Here is a 20,779-nt window from a genome sequence, read left to right as displayed (position 1 = left end):
TTCACATAGACGATTCATGGACAATTTCTGGCAGGCCTGTTCCGCGCAGTTGGAACTGGAGCTGACACCGCAACAATTCAGTGCGTGGATAAAACCGCTTATCCCTCTCGACTACGAAGAGGGCAAGTTGCGCATTGCTGCGCCCAATCGATTCAAGCTCGATTGGGTCAAGACCCAGTTCGCCAGCCGCATCACCGCTCTCGCAATCCAGTACTTCGAAGCGCCGACCGAGGTGCAGTTCGTGCTCGACCCGCGCCTGGCCCTGCCGAAAAAGCCGGCCGCCGCCGCCAGCACCCCGGCCAGCGATCCGAACGGCGGCGCGCCCAGCGCCCGCCCGGCCGAACCGCAGCCCAGCGTGCCGGAACTGAGCATCGGCGCGGCGCCGCGGCGCGAGCAGAGCCGCATCAATACCGACCTGACCTTCGACAGCTTCGTGACCGGCAAGGCCAACCAGCTGGCGCGCGCCGCCGCGATCCAGGTGGCGAACAACCCGGGCGTGTCGTACAACCCGCTGTTTTTCTACGGCGGCGTGGGCCTCGGTAAAACCCACTTGATCCATGCGATCGGCAACCAGGTGATGGCCGACAATCCGGGCGCGAAGATCCGCTACATTCACGCCGAACAGTATGTGCGCGACGTAGTGACCGCTTACCAGCGCAAGGGTTTCGACGACTTCAAGCACTACTATCACTCGCTCGACATGCTGCTGATCGATGATATTCAGTTCTTTGGCGGCAAGAGCCGGACGCAAGAGGAATTTTTCTATGCGTTCGAAGCCCTGATCGCGGCCAAGAAACAGATCATCATCACCTCGGATACCTATCCGAAGGAAATCACCGGCATGGACGACCGCCTGATTTCGCGCTTCGATTCCGGCCTGACGGTGGCGATCGAGCCGCCGGAGCTGGAAATGCGCGTGGCAATTCTGCTGAAAAAAGCCAAGCAGGAAGGCGTGACGTTTTCGGACGACGTGGCCTTCTTTGTCGCCAAGCACCTGCGCTCGAACGTGCGCGAGCTCGAAGGCGCGCTGCGCAAAATTTTGGCCTACTCGCGTTTCCACGGCAAGGACATCACGATCGATATCGTCAAGGAAGCCCTGAAGGACTTGCTGTCGGTACAGAATCGCCAGATTTCCGTGGAAAACATCCAGAAGACCGTGGCCGACTTCTTCAATATCAAGGTCGCCGACATGTACTCGAAGCGCCGTCCCGCCAATATCGCGCGGCCACGCCAGATCGCCATGTACCTGGCCAAGGAATTGACGCAGAAGAGCTTGCCGGAAATCGGCGAACTGTTCGGCGGGCGCGACCACACGACCGTGCTGCACGCCGTGCGCAAGATCGCCCTGGACCGCACCAAAAACCCGGAATGCAACCATGAGTTGCATGTACTGGAGCAAACATTGAAGGGCTAAACACGGCATCTTGGCAAAGCTGGCTCAAAACGTGCTTTGGCCTTATGATCTGATAGGGCGCCCGCGGCAGCGATCAGCGGGCCTTGCCGGTGCCCCCTTGCAATGATTGTGAATTATTACCTTCTTCAACTTCATACCCAACCTGAGGATAACTATGCAATTGGTCAAAACCACCCGAGATACGCTTCTCCGGCCACTGCAGATCGTGAGCGGTATTGTCGAGCGTCGGCACACTATGCCGATTCTGGCCAATATCCTCATCCGCAAAGACGGTGAAAATGTCTCTTTCCTGTCGACCGACACCGAAGTGCAGATCACCACGCACGCCCAGATCGGTTCCGGCGCAGACGTGACCGGCACCACCGTGGCCGCGCGCAAGCTGCTGGACATCCTGCGCGCGCTGCCCGAATCGGGCGACGTCACCATGACCCTGCTCAACAAGCGCCTGACGGTACAAACCGGCAAGTCGCGCTTCGCCCTGCAGACCCTGGCCGCCGAAGAATTTCCGACCGTGCAACAGGCCGAAAGCTACAACGCGTCCGTCACCCTGCCCCAGAAAACCCTGAAACACCTGTTCAACATGGTGCATTTCTCGATGGCGCAGCAAGACATCCGCTACTACCTGAACGGCCTGCTGCTGGTGTTGGATGGCAATAACGTCATCGCCGTGGCCACCGACGGCCACCGCCTGGCCTTCTGCCAGGTCGCCACCGAGCAGACCTTCGCGCGCCAGGAAGTGATTATTCCGCGCAAGACGATTATTGAACTGCAGCGCCTGCTGGAAGAAAACGACGAGCCGGTGCAACTGGACATCGCCGCCAACCAGGTGAAACTGACCTTTGCCGACATCGAGCTGATCTCGAAGCTGGTGGAAGGCAAGTTCCCCGACTATACGCGCGTGATTCCGAAGGGCTACAAAAACGACTTCACGATCGGCCGCGATGAGCTGCTGCGCTCGCTGCAACGCGCCGCCATCATGACCAGCGACAAGTTCAAGGGCGTGCGCTGCATCATCACCCCGGGCAGCATGAAGATCAGCTCGACCAACGCCGACCAGGAAGAAGCGGTCGAAGAGCTGGAAATCGACTACGGCGGCGACTCGGTCGACATCGGCTTCAACGTCACCTACCTGCTCGACGTGCTGAACAACCTGAAGTGCGAACACGTCAACATCGCGCTGGGCGACTCGAACTCGTCCGCGCTGATCTCCATCCCGGACAACGCCGACTTCAAGTACGTTGTCATGCCGATGCGGATCTAGAGACAACAGCAGTGACGTAGGTCGGATTAGCGCAGCGTAATCCGACGCACCCGGCGGCCATGTCGGGTTACGCCGTTCCGGCTAACCCGACCTACCCGACCTGCGTTCATCCGCCAGCAGCCCCGAATCAATCAGTAATCGCTATTTGAGAAAGCAGTCCATGTCCGAGAATCCACAAGACACCCCGATCCAGGCCAAAACGGAAGAATACGGCGCCTCCTCCATCCAGATCCTGGAAGGCCTGGAAGCCGTACGCAAACGCCCGGGCATGTATATTGGCGACACCTCGGACGGCACCGGCTTGCACCACCTGGTGTTCGAAGTGCTGGACAACTCCATCGATGAATCGCTGGCCGGCCATTGCACCGAGATCCACGTCACCATCCACAGCGACAACTCGATTTCGATCACCGACAACGGCCGCGGCGTGCCGACCGGCCTGAAAATGGACGACAAGCACGACCCGAAACGCTCGGCCGCCGAAATCGTCATGACCGAACTGCATGCCGGCGGCAAGTTCGACCAGAACTCGTACAAAGTCTCGGGCGGCCTGCACGGCGTGGGCGTATCGTGCGTCAACGGCCTGTCGAAACTGCTGAAACTGACCATCCGCCGCAACGGCAAAGTCCATTACATGGAATTCGTGCGCGGCGTGCCGCAAAACCGCATCATCGAAATGGTCGATGGCGTGGCCACCTCGCCTATCGCCGTGATCGGCGACACCGACAAGCGCGGCACCGACGTGCACTTCTGGGCCGACGAAGAGATTTTCACGCACGTGGAATTCCACTACGAAATCCTGGCCAAGCGCATCCGCGAACTGTCGTTCCTGAACAATGGCGTGAACATCAAATTGTCCGACCAGCGCACCGGCAAGGAAGAAGTGTTCGCCTTTGAAGGCGGCACGCGCGGCTTCGTCGAATACATCAACAAGGCCAAGTCGGTGTTGCACCCGACCATTTTCCAGGCCACCGGCGAGCGCATGTCGGACCAGAACACGAATATCTCGGTCGACGTGTCGATGCAGTGGAACGACGCCTACAACGAGCAGGTGCTGTGCTTTACCAACAACATCCCGCAACGCGACGGCGGCACCCACCTGACGGGCCTGCGCGCGGCGATGACGCGCGTGATCAACAAATACATCGATGAACACGAGTTCGCCAAGAAGGCGAAAGTGGAAATCAACGGCGACGACATGCGCGAAGGCCTGACCTGCGTGCTGTCGGTCAAAGTGCCGGAACCGAAATTCTCGTCGCAGACCAAAGACAAGCTGGTATCGAGTGAGGTGCGCGGCCCGGTCGAAGAGATCGTCGCCAAGACCCTGGCCGACTACCTGCAGGAAAAACCGAACGACGCCAAGATTATTTGCGGCAAGATCGTCGAAGCGGCGCGCGCGCGCGAAGCGGCCCGCAAGGCCCGCGACCTGACCCGCCGCAAAGGCATCATGGACGGCCTGGGCCTGTCGGCCAAGCTGGCCGACTGCCAGGAAAAAGACCCCGCCCTGTGCGAACTGTACATCGTCGAGGGTGACTCGGCAGGTGGCTCGGCCAAGCAAGGCCGCGACCGCAAGTTCCAGGCCATTTTGCCGCTGCGCGGCAAGGTGCTGAACGTGGAAAAAGCACGCTTCGAAAAAATGCTGTCCTCGGAGCAGATCACCACCCTGATCGCCACCCTGGGCACCTCGATCGGCCCGGACGAATTCAACGCCGACAAGCTGCGCTACCACCGCATCATCATCATGACCGATGCGGACGTCGACGGCGCCCACATCCGCACCCTGCTGCTGACCCTGTTCTACCGCCAGATGCCGCAACTGGTCGAACGCGGCCACATCTACATCGCGCAACCGCCGCTGTACAAGGTGAAAGCCGGCCGCGACGAGCGCTACCTGAAAGATGACGCCGAAGAAGCCACCTATATGATGACGGTGGCCCTGAACACGGCCGTGCTGGTGCCGCGCGAAGGCGCCGACGGCATCTCGGGCGACACCCTGGCCGAACTGGTGCGCAAGTTCAACCTGTCGAACACCATCATGACCCGTCTGACCCGCGTGATCGACCGCGCCGCCCTGACCGCCATCATGACCGGCGTGCAGCTCGACCTGTCGACCCTGGAGCTGGCCGACACCTCGGCCCTGGCCCTGCAAGCGGCCATCAACGACACGGCTGTCAAAGTGGTGGTGCGCTCGGACGATTTGTCCGAAAAACACATGCTGCGCATCGAACGCATGCACCACGGTAACGTGAAAGTGAGCTCCATCGACGCCGACTTCGTGCAAGGCCCCGACTACGCCGTGCTGAGCACCGGCGCCGCCACCTTCGAAGGCCTGATGGGCGAAGGCGCGTTTGTCCGCCGTGGCGAAGGCGAGCGCATGAAGGAAATTGCCGTCACCGACTTCCACCAGGCCATGCAATGGCTGCGCGACGAAGCCGAACGCACAGTCTCCAAGCAGCGCTACAAAGGACTGGGCGAGATGAACCCGGACCAGCTGTGGGAAACCACCATGGACCCAACCGTGCGCCGCTTGCTGAAAGTGCAGATCGAGGACGCGATTGCCGCGGACCAGATCTTTACCACGCTGATGGGCGATGATGTGGAGCCGCGCAGGGCGTTTATTGAGAATAATGCGTTGAGGGCAGGAAATATTGACGTATAAACATCTTGCACTTTAGAATCCGAAAGTACATGAACTAAATCCCATTATTTAAAGTATCGGCGGCCATGCAAAATGGCTGCCTTTTTTTATCCAAATCCAAAAATTCAAGATAACCCTCAAATAAATTCCAAGGCTGGCCAAAGATACGCCGTATATCTCCAAGATTAAATCATCACCCTTCACTATTTCATGCTTTACTGAAGGCAATTACTGTAGAATTGATAAAATATGATTATTATTTATAATATATTTTAGCCTACATGAATGCAGGGAATCAGGACGCTGGCAAGTCACGCTCACCACGATATGGGCGCAGATAGCATGCCTCCTCTCAATCAATTTTTTAAGATGGCCGTCATGGCTGGCGTGGAAAGTTCCATCCAGCTCCATATCGATCGCGGCGATGATATCAATGCCAGCGACTCAAACGGGTTAACTTTACTCATGCTGGCGGCAGCAAAGAATAAAGCTGCGATGTGCCGATTATTACTGAACGCCGGAGCTGACAGTGCTTTGCTTGACCCGACAGGTCGAACCGCTCATGCGATCGCGATTGCGGCGGGTGCTCAACAAGCAGTCGAGGTACTGGAGTCCCCCACTGTGGCTCCTGACCTGTTTACGATACCGGCACAGGCACCGGCGATAGATGACGCCCTCGTTCTCCTCACTGACGACGCAAGCGTCGCGGAGCAAGCTTTAGATGTGGCCTCGGCCGAAGAAAGCCCGCAAACGACCATTGCTGCACCTATGCCTCACCTCATTTTAGAAAATGATGAGGAAGGATTTTGTCTGTTCGACTGGGAGCCCGAAGAGGAGCATCGTCCGCCTGAGCTGGACCCATTATTGGTGGCCGAAGCCAGTGCAGCTCAAGCCGCCATCTCGGCACACGAACCGATCGACTCCTCGGCAGACTGGGATGATGTCGATGCATTCCTGCCTGACCAATCCGTTCCGTTCATACGCAAAGACGACGTTGAAGCCAGGGAATATCTACGACTACTGCTTTTGAGAGCGTATCGAGAAGGCAGCGTGCCGAGCATGGACATCGAATCCTTGTCGAGGAATGCGGACGGCAGTGCCAACCCAGAATTTGAGGCTTTGCTGACTTTGGTTGTGAACGATTTGGGGGCAGAGGTCGATGAGCGATTTGAGTATGCGGCACCCGACGAAGATTTCACTATTTTCGTCTCACCTCAAGAGAGTGAGGACGAAGAAGAACGCATCGACAACGCCATGCACTTTATCGACAGTGCAGCATCCCGGCGAGCCGAACCTTTACGCATCTATCTCAGGGACTTCCAAAAGATCAAGTTGATCTCTGGCACCGAAGAGGTTGCGCTCGCTCAGCGAATGGAACAACAACACAAGCGGGCCTTGGATGCCTTGGCTCTCTGGCCCTATGGAATCGAGGAAGTATTGGCTGCCGGTCGATTGGTTCAGGCCAAAAAGCGAACGCTGTTCTCTATGTCGATGGGACCGCTTGAGGCACAACCTGAATTAGACGATACAGGCGACGAACCTATCATTGTCGCCTCAGCGGAGAGCAGTAGTGATGAGAGCGATGAGGAAGCCGAAGAGTCTGCTGTTACCTCGGACAACGCAGCCAGTCTTTTCTTCGATGCCCTGCTTCGATTAAGCAAGTCGGTGACAAATCCGCAATCACCCAGTAGCACTGACGAAATCAGAGAGCACCTTGATTCGCTGAGACTTAATACGTCATTCCTGTTCGGACTAGCCAAGGCTACAGCTACGGACACTCATGAATCGGCTAACTCATTTGTAGCCGCAATGACCGGCTACCTGCAAGCTCGTGAGCAGATGGCTACCGCTAACTTGAAACTGGCGTTCCATATCGCCAAAAAATATTTGTATAGCGGCGAGCCTCTTGACGACTTGGCCCAAGAAGCAAATATCGGTCTGATGAAAGCGGTCGAACGTTTTGATTGGCGACGCGGTTACAAGTTCTCGACTTATGCAACCTGGTGGATACGCCAGCAGGTAGGCCGTGCTGTTGCAGACACTGTCCGTACAATACGAATACCTGTTCATGTTCACGAAAAGCTTCAAAAACTCTCAAAAGAAACGCGAGCCTTTGAATCGGAAACTAGGCGCCCGCCGGAACCAGCAGAAATCGCAGAGCGTCTGGGTATCAGCTTACGGATTCTCGGAGCGCTTGAGCGCATTCCGCAAGAGCCGACATCCATTGATGATGAATTTGATGACGAGCTGATAGATGCGAGTGCTTATGACAGCCTGGTGTCGCCAGATCCGTTCGAGTCCTGTGCAGAATCACAGTTCTGCCGGATAGTGGACTCTGTAATTTTGACGCTCAAACGGAAAGAAGAAAAGGTGACTCGCCTCCGCTTTGGTATCGGAGTGAATAACTCGTTCACTCTCGAAGAGGTTGGTGTGGCTTACGGTGTTACAAGGGAACGCATCCGTCAGATCGAAGCCAAATCTCTTCAAAAGCTACGCAATCCTATTCATTCAGATCGCCTGTTATTAGCGTTCTCTGGAAGTCTGCCTGTAAGAGGAAAAAAAGCGCCAAGTGTCGACGTATCAGCAGATGAAGCTGATGAGGCAGACGGTGCCATCGTGGAGGAGATCATCACGGACGCCGACCAAACGTCCAAGATAGATCCTTCCAGCGAAATCAATGAAAGCCCAATCACCTGTGTGGAAACGTCTTCACCCAATGAAGCTCATGAATCTAGTGCGTTCATCCAATTGACAGCGACATCAAAGTCTTTAGATCGGCTGTTGTCTCAAATGGAGGAAGCAGGTGTTCGTGTGTTAGATGATCGCCAAGGGACGTCAGGAAAAATTTGGGCATACGTGGCGCACACCAGCGACGGACAGCATCGCAAACTCGTTCGCAAGCTATTGGCCGTCGGTTTTGAATTTTCGCCAGGAAAAGGCTACTGGAAATGACTTTGAAAACACGTAATGCACCACCTCACGCAATGGCGATGCTTGAGGCTCTCAGGGGTTTAGGCTATTCAACGTCTGCGGCACTGGCTGACATCATCGACAACAGCATCTCCGCCGGAGCAAAGGAAGTCCGCGTTGATTTCATTTGGGATGGCACTGCGAGTCGGATTTCCATTTTGGATAACGGCCGAGGCATGGCCGATGCCGAGCTGGAAAGTGCGATGCGACTGGGTGACAAAAATCCACTTGATGTTCGTGCTTCGCATGATCTTGGCCGCTTTGGGATGGGGCTAAAAACAGCGTCGTTTTCGCAATGCCGTCGCCTAACTGTAAAAACCGTAAAAAACGAAACCGAAAGCTGCTTGCGTTGGGACTTGGACGAGTTGGCGGCAAACCCGGAGCGTGGATGGCTTTTATTTGAGGGCCCGGCTTCTGGTTCGGCCGTCTATCTCAACGCACTCGCTGCCGAGAAATCTGGCACTCTGGTACTCTGGGAACTAATGGATCGAATCGTTACGGATAGCTATACAGCCGATAACTTTAATGACCTGATCGATACAGTTGAATCGCATTTGGCAATGATTTTTCATCGCCTGCTTCAAGGTCCGCGTGCCAAGCTCAAAATACAACTCAACGGCAGAGCTGTCGCTCCTTGGGACCCATTTATGTCGGGGCATGCGGCCAAGCCATGGACCTCGCCAGTGACGAACCACTCGACCAGTTACGGGAATGTCGCAATTCAATGCCATGTGCTACCGCACCGTGACAAGCTAACGTCTGCTGAATTTGATGAGAATGCAGGTCCTGAAGGCTGGACTGCACAGCAAGGCTTTTACGTGTATCGAAATGAGCGTCTTCTCGTTGCGGGGGGATGGCTAGGACTGGGTAACGCTCGTGCCTGGAACCGCGAGGAAGCTCATCGCCTTGCCCGAATTCGACTCGACATCCCCAACACCGCAGACGCCGATTGGAAAATTGACGTTCGAAAATCCACTGCACGCCCTCCCGTATCACTGCGTCCCTGGTTGATGTCGCTCGCAGAAAATACTCGCGAACGAGCACGGCGGGTATTTGCATATCGAGGGACACCCGCTCCGGCACAGGGCAACGTGCCCGTCGAACAAGCTTGGCGTGTGGACCGCCTCAAAGCAGGCATCCGCTATCGAATCGATCAAAATCACCCATCCATTGCGGCAGTTCTAGCGAATGCAGGAGAGCTCCAACCACTCATTCAGTCCATGCTGCGGGTCATTGAAGAAACAGTGCCGGTGCAACGTATCTGGCTGGATACCGCAGAGAATAAAGAGACTCCTCGAACCAACTTTGATGGAGAGCCAAACGCAGCCATCGTCGAAGTTGCGGCTGTTCTTTTTGACGACCTCATTGAACGCAAAGGTCTCAGTGTGGGGGAGGCACGCAAGTCCATGCTACGCACTGAACCATTCCAAAAATATCCAACACTTGTTGCAAAACTGGGAGCTAAAACATGACTGTAGCTGAAGAGATCGCAGCACAGAACGAGTTAGTCGAAAACGTCATCGCTACTGCACAGCGACTGATTCGAGCCGAGAAAGATAAATCCAAAATTACACCGGCATACATCGCGGCCAAAGTGCAGAAGGCCGTGGACATGTTCACAGACGATGAGCCGATTGTCATCGACCAGCAGGAAATCATCTCGACGCTGATCCAGCGTTTTAGTCACTGGATGGGCAAGTCCACCACCATGAAGGACAACACCAATCATAAAGATTGGTTGAACGCCGCACGCAAGAACGACTGGCAATACTGGCGTCGTTATCGCGACTTCCAAGAATCAAAGTTGTCCGACACCGTTGTGGATGGTCTGGATGAAGCTACAGACAGCATTCTTGAATTGCTTGAAGATCCGCAAAGGACTGATCCGTGGGATCGTCGTGGCCTGGTTGTTGGGCATGTTCAGTCTGGCAAAACCAGCAACTATTCCGGTTTGATCTGTAAAGCAGCAGATGCAGGCTACAAAATTATCATTGTGCTTGCAGGGCTTCACAACAATCTTCGCTCACAAACTCAGGTTCGGCTGGAAGAAAGCTTCTTAGGCTATGAGACCACCTTGGATCGAGATCCAGGATTGCCTATTGGAGTTGCTGAATTTGGTGAGGATCTGAAAACAAATTCCGCAACTACACGTGCGGATAACGGTGACTTTAGCAAAGCGATTGCTAAGCACTTCCACGGCATCTCTCCAGAAGAGCGTCCTTGGCTGTTCGTGGTCAAAAAACAGAAGACGGTGCTGACAGCACTGCTTAACTGGATTCAAACTCGTGTGGCCGATGCTACCGATTCGGAAGATGGTCGAAAGCTTGTGACCAAGCTTCCACTACTCGTTATCGATGACGAAGCTGACAACGCATCCGTAGATACCGGAGAACAGGCATTCGACGAAAATGACGAGCCTGATGAAGAGCATCGTCCGAAAGCAATCAACAGCCTTATTCGTCAGGTGTTACACGCTTTCACTCGCAAAGCCTACGTGGGTTACACCGCTACGCCGTTCGCCAACATCTTTATCCATCAGAAAGGTACAACGACTAAAGAGGGGCCGGACCTTTTCCCGAAGGCATTCATCATCAACCTGTCGGCCCCTTCAAACTATGTTGGTCCCGCTCGCATGTTTGGGAAAGTCACCAAGGATGGTCGTCAAGGCGTGCTGCCGCTGTCGCGAGATATCGAGGATACCTACGACGAGGAGACGAAGTCAGGATGGATGCCGCCTAAGCATAAGAAGACTCATGAGCCGCTTTACGAAGGACAGGAGACTGTCCCGCCATCATTATATGAAGCGATCCATGCGTTTGTTCTAGCCTGTGCTGTGCGTGAACTTCGCGGACAGGGAAAACAACATAGCTCCATGCTGGTTCACGTCACTCGATATGTCGATGTGCAGAACCATGTGAAAGCTCAGGTTGAAGAAGTTATTCGTCGCATGAGACAGCGGATTTTTAGAGGCACGGACAGCGATGCCCTGCTAGTTCAACTGTATGATCTTTGGGAAAACGACTTCATTCCAACCCGCGATGAAGTTACAGCTCTATCGACCAAAGAGGAGCAGCCGCCTGTTTTACCACTGTGGGATGAGGTGGTAGCAGCACTCTCCAACGTTTTGGCCGATATTCAGGTTCGCTCTATCAACGGCACTGCCAAGGACGCTCTTGACTATGCTACCCCAGGAGCGGCGTTGAAAGTCATCGCTGTGGGTGGTGACAAGCTTGCACGAGGCCTGACTCTCGAAGGCTTATGCGTTAGTTACTTTGTGCGAACCACAAAAATGTATGACACGCTCATGCAGATGGGCCGCTGGTTTGGATACCGTCCTGGCTATCTGGATTTGTGTCGCCTCTACACATCACCCGATCTCATTAAGTGGTTTGAACACATCGCTGATGCTTCCGAAGAGTTACGTGAAGAATTTGATTTCATGGCACAGACCGGCCTGACGCCGGAACAGTATGGTTTGAGGGTCAAGTCGCATGAAGTCTTGACGGTGACATCGCCGATGAAGATGCGGAATTCTCAGACGCTATCTCTGAGCTACAGTGGCACCCGGCCTCAGACGATTCTTTTCCATCGAGACAAAAAGATTCAAGAAGCGAATCTGTCGGCCGCCGAATTGCTTATGAGCAGCTTGGGCTCCTACGCAAACTTCAACTTTAAATACGAACGCAATGGAGAGGCACATAGTTGGTCGAACGGTGGCCTCTGGAAGGATGTCGATGCGAGCAAGATCCTTAAGTTCCTTGAAGATTACACGACACATCCAAATGCGACGAGTGCCAAGGCTAGTGTACTTGCGGACTTCATTAGCAAGATGCTCCAGATCGGTCAGCTAAAAAAATGGAACGTTGGCCTGATTGGGAGCGGCAGCATCGAGGGAACTCCTCATAAATTTGGGGGGATTGAAGTTAAAACCTTCCCGATGCGTAAATTCGATGCGTCTGAAAACAAGTTTTCCATCAAAGTTCTGACTGATCCGAAGGACGAAGGGATGGACCTTGAAGACAACCACTGGCTTAAAGCACTGGATCTGACCTTGGCGGCCTGGAAGCCAGATCCAGCGCGTTCTCCGCCACGGACTGAGCCTCCAACTGAGCCAAGCGGAAAAGGCATCCGGGAAGCACGCAAACTAATCGGAGGGGACGCTGATAGAGGTCTGCTTTTGCTATATCCATTGGCACCTTATCTCATTGACGAGAACAAGAGTAAAAGTCTTGTCATTCAGGATTGGGAAAAACCTATCGTGGCATTTTCCATTGCCTTCCCATCGAGTGACAACACGATTACCGTATCTTACGAAGTCAATCTTTTATATTGGATGCAGGAATATGGCCCGGCAGAGTGACGAGTTTTTGATGGCGTGGTCATCACTATCTGGTCTCGGTGAGAAGGCAGGCTGGCAAGCCATTCCTATTGCTTCGACACTGCCGCTTGAGCTCCAGGCGGGCCGTCGCTCGCCAGATAACGCAGAAGCTGTGTTGGTCGGGTTTCCGTCCATACGCCTGTCCGCATCCGACAAGCTGCCGGAAGGCCAAGGCTTCGCGATTGAACGCGTGAATCCACAAGACGATACTAAGCTATGGCTTGCGTTGACAAGAAAGTCCACCGGTAGTGAAGATCTCTTTGCCAGTATGGCGTCCGATGTAGTTGGAGCACTCGATGACGCCGTGGCTGCTGGAGCGAATGAGCAAAAACTATTGCGTGGGTTTCTGAGCCGCGTTGGAGCTTGGCAAGAGTTTATGAGGAAAGGGTTTCAGGCCCTCAGTGCTGAAGCAGAAATTGGATTGGTAGGTGAGCTCTCCGTGCTTCGGTTAATCATCGACGCGGGCGTGCCAGCATCACTTGCCGTCGAATCGTGGCTTGGTCCACTGGACGCACTCCAAGATTTTGAGCTGGGAACAGGAGCATTGGAAGTGAAGTCTACGCTGTCGGCCATTGGATTCTTGGCGAAGATAGGCTCTTTAGAACAGCTTGAAGACTCCGTTCGGCAACCGTTGTTTGTGGTTAGTGTTCGTCTCAAACAAACCACCACGGGAAAGACTTTACCAGAGATAGTCGATGAGATGCAGTGCATCGTCAAAGGGGATACAGAAGCTGAACGCCTTCTCGCGGAACGACTGCTCGCCGCAGGGTTTATCGAGCAACATGCTGACCGCTATGTCAGGCGTTTCACAGAAGCTGGTACTCGCATCACCGAGGTAGACAAAAATTTCCCACGCCTCACTCTCGGAAGTGTTCCCTTGGGAATTACGAAGGCGAGCTATGAGATCGATCTGGACAAGGCCGCCGGTATGGTCGTTGAGATCGATGAAGTACTGAAAAAATTAGGGGCAATGAAAATATGAATTTAACTGATTTTCTGCGTGAAACGCAGGCTAGTGTCCGCTCGCAAATGCGAGAAGGTGCACTTTATGAGGAGCTGGTTTTTTCAGGTATTGTGATGGATCACATGGCGGAAATCGGCATGACATTCGAACCGGTTGAATGCCACTTTGAAGGTAAGTTTGGCTCAGCAAATTTGCGTCTTAGCGGCTACGCGATTTCGGAGGACTTGGATCAATTAGATTTATTCGTCAGCCTCTATGCCGGCGTTGATGATCCCACACCGATCCCGGACTCCGAAACCAAAACCGCAGTCGAACAATGCCTACGCTTTCTGACGCTTTGTGCCGAAGGAAAGATGGCCCCTAAGCTAGATCCATCGACCGACGTTCGTTCTCTCGCAGAGACTCTACAAGCGATCTATAACGACTTGGAGCAGATCCGAGTCTATGTGATCACAGACAAGGTAGCGAAATCCAAGAGCTTCAAGACTCGAGAAGTCGGCGGCAAGTCCGTTCGCCTCGAAGTCATGGACATCGAAAGACTGCATCGCCACTGGTCCGAAGGGAAGCCACGGGATGAACTGGTCGTAGACTTTAACGAGGTATCGGGTGCACCTCTACCCTGTGTGTTTGTGCCCGGTGAAAATGATGACTACGATTATGCTCTCACTGCCGTGCCTGGTGAAGCCTTGCGTCTTCTCTATGAACGGTTTGGTGCACGGCTGCTCGAAGCAAACGTGCGTTCCTTCCTGAGTGTAAAAGGCAAAGGGGTGAACGCGGGGATACAAAGCACACTGCGATCAGCACCTGAGCGATTTATGGCCTATAACAACGGTATTGTTGTTGTAGCCGACGAGATGATACTTGGCAAAGCGAATGACGGTTCCTCCGGCATCGCATGGCTCAAAGGCCTGCAAATCGTCAACGGCGGCCAGACTACGGCCTCCCTCTACTTCACCAAAAAGAAATATCCTTCGACGGACTTGAGCCATGTGCGGGTTCCAGCCAAGATTATTGTCATGAAGACGACGGATGCCTCGAAGGAGGAGGCTCTCGTCTCGGACATCTCTCGATTTGCCAACAGCCAAAATGCGGTGAAACAATCGGACTTATCCGCGAACAAGCCGTTCCATGTCGAGATTGAAAAACTGTCTCGTTCAATCTATTGCCCAGATGGCGTTGGCCAGTGGTTCTATGAGCGAGCGTCGGGTAGCTACAACACCCTGCTCACCCGCGAGGGCGCCACTCCAGCAAAACTCAAAGCACTTAAAGATGCAATCCCTACTGCTCGTCGTATTACGAAAACCGATTTGGCGAAATATTTGACCGCGTGGGACCGTCAGCCAGATATCGTAAGCCTGGGATCACAAAAGAATTTCGATCGCTTTATGGCGAGTCTAACGCCTGCTGAAGGCCAAGAAATGCCACTGCCAAATGTTCAGGACTTCAAAGCGATGATCGCCAAGGCAAAGATCTACCGCGATGCCCAAAAGCACCTGCGGCCTATGTTCCCGGCGTTCCAAGCCAATGTCACGGCTTACACCGTAGCGCTCATGTCCGAGAAACTTGGAAGCCGCATCGACTTGGAACGTATCTGGACCAAGCAAGCCGTATCGCCTGAGTTTCTCGCTCAACTAGCTGTGTGGGCCAAGGAGGTGAATGAAGTGCTACATAATTCTGCCGGTGGGCGTATGGTATCGGAATGGGCCAAGAAGCCCGAGTGCAAAGACGAGGTCATGAGTGCCAGTTATTCGGCACCAGCTGCTGACATACCAGAACTCAAGGTAGTGTAGAAATCAATTCGGCGGGAATAAGGAGCTTAGTAACAGACATCGTTAAACCACATGTTTGAAGCTGGATGATGTCTGGCATTAAAAGAAACAACTCCAAACCGGAAGTTTTGGTAAGACGCTTACTATTTGCGGCGGGCTTACCTTTCCGATTTCACCGCCGTGATCTATCGGGCCGCTCCTGACATTATTCTATTGGCAGGAAGATCGCTATTTTTGTCCATGGTGGCTGTTTCCGGCACGCTCACATCGAATGCCATTACTTAAATGTTCCATCAAACAGACCAGTCTGAAAGCAATTTGATGAATTAGAGCTGATCGATGGTTTATTGCGTGATCTCGCGAGCGAGCCGCTGAAGTCTGTCCAAGGGTTCCCCCTTGAGTTCACACTCCCAAACCACTAACACGCGCCATCCTGTTGCCTGCAACGCAGCTACATTCTTGGTATCCCGTTCCACGTTGCTCTGGAACTTCGTTTCCCATCGCTCGATATTGGAGGCAGGCTGAGTCGCAAAACGACAGCTCGCGTGTCGATGCCAGAAACAGCCGTGTACGAAAATCACTACGCGGTATTTTGGCAATACAAGATCGGGCGACCCGGGTAGCTCACGCGTGTGCAGCCGATAACGAAAGCCCTGCGCATGAAGGTATCTGCGTACGAGCATCTCGGGTTTTGTATTTTTCGACTGAATCCCTGACATCATTCTCGACCGGGTGGCTGAATCGACTATGTCCATTTTTCCTGGTATCCTACGGACCTACACGAGTTTTTATCTAAGGCAAAGTTGCTCATCAAACAGAAATCAAGTTTTACGGGAAATATTCCTATCGTTGACCTCTTTGCTGGCCCGGGAGGCCTTGGTGAAGGATTTTCGTCGTTAGAAAGTGACCCTTTCAGAATAATTGTATCGGCAGAAATGAGTTCCTCTGCGCACAGTACACTTCGTCTGAGGGCTTTCTACCGTCTACTCAAACGTCGAGGTGGAGATTCCACTGATTCCTATTATCGTTTTTGCAACGGCGAGTCAGAATGCCCGTACGACGAAACCAACCATGATGCATGGGTGGAGGCAGGTGAAGAAGCGCTACAACTGGAACTGGGGAAGCCTCGTGATAACGATGAGCTTGATCGGAGAATTTCCGCTCACAAACTTGGTTCGGATACGCCATGGGTGCTGATCGGCGGCCCCCCATGTCAGGCGTACTCAGTCGTGGGACGGGCTCGCAACCGAAGCAACGTAGAATACCGTCCTGAAGAGGATCATCGTCATTTCCTCTATAAGGAATACCTGCGAATTATTCAGAAATACCGTCCCGCAGTGTTCGTAATGGAAAACGTAAAGGGTATCCTCACAGCAACTGTTGGTGGGAAAAAGATCTTCGAGACAATCCTTGAAGATCTTTCGGATCCTGACAAGGCAATGAAAATGCCGGCTTCCGGAACTGGGTATCGCATCCATTCGCTTACGTGCGCAACCAACTATTCCGCGAAGGACTCCCCACGCAACATCGATGTGCACGATTTCGTCATCAAGGCAGAACAGCATGGAATACCACAGGCACGGCATCGTGTGATTCTCATCGGCGTGCGCGAAGGCATCGGTTTGGGTACTCCCGGGCAGATCGAAAAATTGCGGCAGGTTACAGTCGAGCAGGTTATTGGTTCTCTTCCCAAACTGCGCAGCCGGCTCAGCAAAGAGCCTGATTCGGATGAAGGCTGGGGCGACGTGGTTGCAAACCATTTCAGCGAGATGGCACGTGAGGTGAGGGACGGCCATGGCGATGCTGGATTGCAGGAAGTGCTCAAGGAGGCATCTTTTTCGATCAAACGAGGCCTCGGCACAGGCAACAAGCAGCTTGGTATCCTGACGCAGGATGTGGAGAGCCCAAGATTACTCGATGGCTGGTATCACGATCCAAAGCTTACGGTCTGGCTGAACCATGACGCACGAGGACATATGCGCACAGATCTGCGGCGCTATGCGTACGCGGCGGCGTTCGCCGAGGCGTTTGGCTGGTCGCCGAAAGGACATGGCGAATTCTCACTGCAGGGATTGAGACCCAATCATGATAATTGGGAAACGGGCAAGTTCTCTGATCGCTTCCGTGTCCAGTTGCGCGGGCGGCCAGCGACGACGATTACCAGTCACATATCCAAGGATGGTCACTATTTCATCCATTACGATCCAAAGCAGTGCAGAAGTCTGACCGTCCGGGAAGCAGCAAGACTGCAAACCTTCCCGGACAACTATTTTTTCCAAGGGAATAGAACCGAACAGTTCCACCAGGTAGGAAATGCTGTTCCACCTCTTCTCGCAAAAAAAATTGGTGACATTGTGTACGCATTGTTATGCGGCGCAGATGCCGGCATCTCAACTCCTGCGCAACAAGATATGTGGATGCAAAGCACTCAACAAGCCGCCGAAGTTTGATCTCAATGAGCGACGTCAATTCCACAGATTGATCAGGGTAAATTAGAGAGTCAGATGCGCGGCAATACCAGCGCGGAATTATAAAACTGCTGCATATGCTTGCTGATGATCAGCTTCAAACTGGACCAGCAGCGATGTTGAGGTTGGTGACGTTTACAGAAAAAGTGGCGTTCCACAGCATCTCGCGCACTGATTGCAATGATGAAATATGTAGCCAATGATCGAAACGTCGACGCTTACATTTGAAGAGAAATAATGACCAATACCAAAGAAGAACGCGCTCTTCATGCCTCTCAAATGCGAGCCCACCTTGCCCAAGAAGGCGGTGTTATCGACCCCGAAAAGGAAACACTGCTGCAGCGTTATGTCGAAGGCTCGGCCTCCCTGGCCGACCTCTTCGATCATGCTCGCGAGTACGTCACCACCGCGCAGGAGCGCGAAGACCTGCACCTGGCCAAGCAAAGCGACGCCGCCGCCTTCCAGCGCATGCGTGAACAATATGATGCCAGCCTCCCCGCTTACGAGGAAAAGAAGCAGCAGCGCAACCTCGAACGGGCAGGCATGAGCGAAGAGCAACGCAAGCGCCATGAGGCGTTGGATTTCGCGAGGGCCAATGTTGAGCTGTCAGGTGGCAAGATCAGCGAAGAAGCTGCACAGCGCGGCCTGCGCTGGGCAAATGGCGAGATCACCATGGATGAATACCTGGACGTTTCGCCGCCGCCATGAAGCCGTGACGGTCCGGGCCGGCATAGCTTCCCGGTGATTCAATAGCCAAGCTTGGCAAAAGAAAATTGTTCCTGAAATGATAAGATGCTCCCCCGCGCATGCCGGCATAGGGTCCGGCATGGCCTCACGAACAGGAGCATCATTGAACTTTCACGCAAAAACCACTGTCCTCATGCTGTCGCTGTGCGCGGCCCTGTCCGCACCCATGTTGGCGGTGGCGCAAGATGCGCCGTTGGATGATGCCGCTTTCGTGGCCGCGACCAAGACGCTGGAGTCGCCGCCGGGGCGCCTGAGCGAGCATCCGGTGTTGCGCGCCGAGATGATCAGGATGGTGGGCTATGCGCGCGGCAATTACACGGCGGGCGGCACGCTGATCGCGCGCCAGGTGTTCGACAGCCTGCGCTCGCAGTTCGATATCACGCGCACCATGTTGCCGGACGGGCGCATGGTGCTCGCTTCCATCAATCCGGACCAGCGCGGTGCGCAGCGCGCCGCCGTGCTGTTCGATGCGCAGCGCAAGATCCAGGCGGTGGGCCTGGTCAACGGGCATTGCCAGCCGGCCGTGGGCGATGCGGCGCCGGTGTGCCTGCCCGATACCCAAGCGGTGCTGACGGTGTTCCTGCCTGCCGGCGTGCAGCAGGGCGTGGCCGCGCCGCTGCTGGTGTGGGCGCGGCAGCTGCCGTCGCCGCTGGACCTGGCAGAACCCGAAGAGCGGCAAAAGATTGCAACGGTGGAATACTTCGTGGGCGAACCAGGCAAGCCGGGCTGGCAAGTGCGGGATGTGCCGCCGCGTTTTCCTGCCATCCTGAAGCCATTCCTGTTGCCGGAAAGCGAATTTAACGGCAGTTCCAGCGGCGGCAAGATCATCGCGCCGGCGGGCCTGGCGGGCATGCCGGTGCGCACGGCCTCGGAAACGGCCGCGGCTGGCGGCGCGCCCGTGCCGGACGCCGACATGACGCTGCGCAGCTACGCCACCTTGGCGTCCCTGGTGGCGACCTATACCGAACTGGCCAAGGGCGCGCAGGTCGAGGAACAAGGCAACAAGGTGATCTTCAGCGGCAACTATGCCGGCGGGCGCTACAAGGTGACCCTGCGCGAACAGGGCAAGGAAGACGGCGTGTTTATCAATATCGCCAGCTGGCGCGCCAAATAAGCGCTCAAGCCGGCGGCCGGCGACGCCATCGCGCGGCCCATACGGCTGCCGCGATGGCCAGGCCCTGCCACCCCGCACGGAAAACCTCGGCGGCATGGGGCGGCCGGTCCCGTTGTGGCGCGCTTCGCACAACGCGCCCTGTTTCCTTCCTTTCGCACCCCATTTTCCTTTATAAGCCAGTACACTCATTTCAGAACGCAACTTCCTGATGCGCATGCCATGCTGCCGGGGTACACGGGCAGCACCTTGCCGCAAGGCCTGTAATCTGTGTGGATGTCTGCCATGCCCAGCTCGCGCGACATGTCGACCGCGTTTTACTATTTGTTCTCTTTCGGCGAGGCGGAACAGCAGCGGCGCTTTTTCAAGGAACTGCACTTTATTTCAATCGCCATCCTGGTGGGTATTTCGGTCCATCGTGCCCACTGATTCCGGTCCATCGTGCCCAGCGATTCCGGTCCATCGCGCCCACCCATTCCGGTCCATCGTGCCCAGTTTGATGGGGTGACCGGAATCACTGGTCACGATACCGGAATCAGTGGGCACGATACCGGAATGGCCGGTCACGATACCGGAACGGTGTCGTAGCACGCCGAGATGATGTTACGCATATAGCAACCGAGAGGGTACGCTTCCAGCTTTTTTCTGGAGATAGCGTGCCCGCACCGAGGATCAATATGCGTAAGATAAAAGATGTCCTGCGTCTGAAGCTCGACGCCCAGTTGTCTCACCGGCAGATCGCCGCTGCACTGGGCATGTCGAAGGCTGCCGTGACCAAGTACCTTGGCCTGGCCGCAGCGGCGGGCCTGGATTGGGCGACGGTCCAGGGGATTGATGAGGCGGCGCTGGAGAGGCGCCTGCTCGTTGCGCCGGAACGCCCGCGAGAGCACGTGCAGCCCGACTACGGCTACCTGCACCAGGAACTGCGCCGCAAGGGCATGACGTTGATGCTGCTGTGGGAGGAGCACCGCGCCGACTATGCCGATCGCCAGACCTACGGCTACACGCAGTTCTGCGAAAACTACCGCCGCTTCGCCAGGCAGCTCAAGCGCTCGATGC

Annotated in this window: 15 protein-coding genes; 14 read left to right on the top strand and 1 reads right to left on the bottom strand. The window is 54.8% G+C overall.

Annotated elements, in window-relative coordinates:
• Positions 1 to 16 precede the first annotated feature (16 nt).
• The 9 genes from dnaA (at position 17) to ASR47_RS28115 (ending at position 15,597) form a co-directional block, all read left to right on the top strand.
• Positions 17 to 1,414, top strand: a complete 1,398-nt coding sequence (gene dnaA / locus ASR47_RS01825) for a chromosomal replication initiator protein DnaA (RefSeq protein ID WP_065306064.1) — start codon at positions 17 to 19, stop codon at positions 1,412 to 1,414.
• A gap of 154 nt (positions 1,415 to 1,568) precedes the next feature.
• Positions 1,569 to 2,675 carry a DNA polymerase III subunit beta gene (dnaN, locus tag ASR47_RS01820; protein ID WP_065306063.1) on the top strand — a complete coding sequence of 369 codons (1,107 nt, stop codon included), beginning with the start codon at positions 1,569 to 1,571 and terminating at the stop codon, positions 2,673 to 2,675.
• A 160-nt stretch (positions 2,676 to 2,835) separates the two neighbouring features.
• On the top strand, positions 2,836 to 5,334 hold the full coding sequence (gene gyrB, locus ASR47_RS01815; RefSeq protein ID WP_065306062.1) for a DNA topoisomerase (ATP-hydrolyzing) subunit B: 2,499 nt from the start codon (positions 2,836 to 2,838) through the stop codon (positions 5,332 to 5,334).
• Positions 5,335 to 5,655: 321 nt separating this feature from the next.
• Positions 5,656 to 8,265, top strand: a complete 2,610-nt coding sequence (locus tag ASR47_RS01810) for an RNA polymerase sigma factor RpoD/SigA (protein ID WP_171898869.1) — start codon at positions 5,656 to 5,658, stop codon at positions 8,263 to 8,265.
• Complete coding sequence (locus tag ASR47_RS26315; RefSeq protein ID WP_217270517.1) at positions 8,262 to 9,755, top strand: ATP-binding protein; 1,494 nt, start codon at positions 8,262 to 8,264, stop codon at positions 9,753 to 9,755. The genes ASR47_RS01810 and ASR47_RS26315 overlap by 4 nt, the downstream gene beginning before the upstream one ends.
• Positions 9,752 to 12,643 (top strand): Z1 domain-containing protein, encoded by a 2,892-nt coding sequence (locus tag ASR47_RS01805; protein ID WP_065306060.1) that lies wholly within the window; start codon positions 9,752 to 9,754, stop codon positions 12,641 to 12,643. The genes ASR47_RS26315 and ASR47_RS01805 overlap by 4 nt, the downstream gene beginning before the upstream one ends.
• Positions 12,627 to 13,643 (top strand): PD-(D/E)XK motif protein, encoded by a 1,017-nt coding sequence (locus tag ASR47_RS01800; RefSeq protein WP_065306059.1) that lies wholly within the window; start codon positions 12,627 to 12,629, stop codon positions 13,641 to 13,643. Before ASR47_RS01805 ends, ASR47_RS01800 begins: the two co-directional genes overlap by 17 nt.
• Positions 13,640 to 15,415 (top strand): AIPR family protein, encoded by a 1,776-nt coding sequence (locus tag ASR47_RS01795; RefSeq protein ID WP_065306058.1) that lies wholly within the window; start codon positions 13,640 to 13,642, stop codon positions 15,413 to 15,415. The genes ASR47_RS01800 and ASR47_RS01795 overlap by 4 nt, the downstream gene beginning before the upstream one ends.
• Before the next feature lie 65 nt (positions 15,416 to 15,480).
• Entirely contained in the window at positions 15,481 to 15,597 is a 117-nt protein-coding gene (locus ASR47_RS28115) for a hypothetical protein (RefSeq protein ID WP_082988659.1), read from the top strand.
• A 141-nt stretch (positions 15,598 to 15,738) separates the two neighbouring features.
• Here ASR47_RS28115 and ASR47_RS01790 read toward each other — a convergent pair whose 3' ends face one another.
• Positions 15,739 to 16,149 carry a very short patch repair endonuclease gene (locus ASR47_RS01790; RefSeq protein WP_065306057.1) on the bottom strand — a complete coding sequence of 137 codons (411 nt, stop codon included), beginning with the start codon at positions 16,147 to 16,149 and terminating at the stop codon, positions 15,739 to 15,741.
• Between the two features lie 48 nt (positions 16,150 to 16,197).
• Between ASR47_RS01790 and ASR47_RS01785 the strand changes: the two genes are divergently transcribed.
• The 5 genes from ASR47_RS01785 to ASR47_RS01770 form a co-directional block, all read left to right on the top strand.
• Entirely contained in the window at positions 16,198 to 17,844 is a 1,647-nt protein-coding gene (locus tag ASR47_RS01785) for a DNA cytosine methyltransferase (RefSeq protein ID WP_245714231.1), read from the top strand.
• 255 nt (positions 17,845 to 18,099) lie between these two features.
• Complete coding sequence (locus tag ASR47_RS01780; RefSeq protein ID WP_150127634.1) at positions 18,100 to 18,570, top strand: antitoxin VbhA family protein; 471 nt, start codon at positions 18,100 to 18,102, stop codon at positions 18,568 to 18,570.
• 142 nt (positions 18,571 to 18,712) lie between these two features.
• Positions 18,713 to 19,723 carry a hypothetical protein gene (locus ASR47_RS01775; RefSeq protein WP_150127633.1) on the top strand — a complete coding sequence of 337 codons (1,011 nt, stop codon included), beginning with the start codon at positions 18,713 to 18,715 and terminating at the stop codon, positions 19,721 to 19,723.
• Between the two features lie 282 nt (positions 19,724 to 20,005).
• Entirely contained in the window at positions 20,006 to 20,149 is a 144-nt protein-coding gene (locus ASR47_RS27315; RefSeq protein ID WP_171898868.1) for a hypothetical protein, read from the top strand.
• Positions 20,150 to 20,376: 227 nt separating this feature from the next.
• On the top strand, positions 20,377 to 20,779 hold a 403-nt coding region (locus tag ASR47_RS01770; RefSeq protein ID WP_150127632.1), incomplete at its 3' end, for a transposase.

The organism is Janthinobacterium psychrotolerans, assembly GCF_001677885.1.
Classification (GTDB): domain Bacteria; phylum Pseudomonadota; class Gammaproteobacteria; order Burkholderiales; family Burkholderiaceae_D; genus Janthinobacterium; species Janthinobacterium psychrotolerans.
This window is presented reverse-complemented; position numbering and strand designations above follow the sequence as displayed.

What these genes read in the sequence shown, in the direction of transcription:
- ASR47_RS01800 (WP_065306059.1), top strand. Translation starts at nt 12,627, where the DNA reads ATGGCCCGGCAGAGTGACGAGTTTTTGATGGCGTGGTCATCACTATCT.
- ASR47_RS26315 (WP_217270517.1), top strand. Translation starts at nt 8,262, where the DNA reads ATGACTTTGAAAACACGTAATGCACCACCTCACGCAATGGCGATGCTT.
- ASR47_RS01795 (WP_065306058.1), top strand. Translation starts at nt 13,640, where the DNA reads ATGAATTTAACTGATTTTCTGCGTGAAACGCAGGCTAGTGTCCGCTCG.
- ASR47_RS28115 (WP_082988659.1), top strand. Translation starts at nt 15,481, where the DNA reads ATGATGTCTGGCATTAAAAGAAACAACTCCAAACCGGAAGTTTTGGTA.
- ASR47_RS01805 (WP_065306060.1), top strand. Translation starts at nt 9,752, where the DNA reads ATGACTGTAGCTGAAGAGATCGCAGCACAGAACGAGTTAGTCGAAAAC.
- dnaN (WP_065306063.1), top strand. Translation starts at nt 1,569, where the DNA reads ATGCAATTGGTCAAAACCACCCGAGATACGCTTCTCCGGCCACTGCAG.
- ASR47_RS27315 (WP_171898868.1), top strand. Translation starts at nt 20,006, where the DNA reads ATGCCCAGCTCGCGCGACATGTCGACCGCGTTTTACTATTTGTTCTCT.
- gyrB (WP_065306062.1), top strand. Translation starts at nt 2,836, where the DNA reads ATGTCCGAGAATCCACAAGACACCCCGATCCAGGCCAAAACGGAAGAA.
- ASR47_RS01790 (WP_065306057.1), bottom strand. Translation starts at nt 16,149, where the DNA reads ATGGACATAGTCGATTCAGCCACCCGGTCGAGAATGATGTCAGGGATT.
- ASR47_RS01780 (WP_150127634.1), top strand. Translation starts at nt 18,100, where the DNA reads ATGACCAATACCAAAGAAGAACGCGCTCTTCATGCCTCTCAAATGCGA.
- ASR47_RS01810 (WP_171898869.1), top strand. Translation starts at nt 5,656, where the DNA reads ATGCCTCCTCTCAATCAATTTTTTAAGATGGCCGTCATGGCTGGCGTG.
- dnaA (WP_065306064.1), top strand. Translation starts at nt 17, where the DNA reads ATGGACAATTTCTGGCAGGCCTGTTCCGCGCAGTTGGAACTGGAGCTG.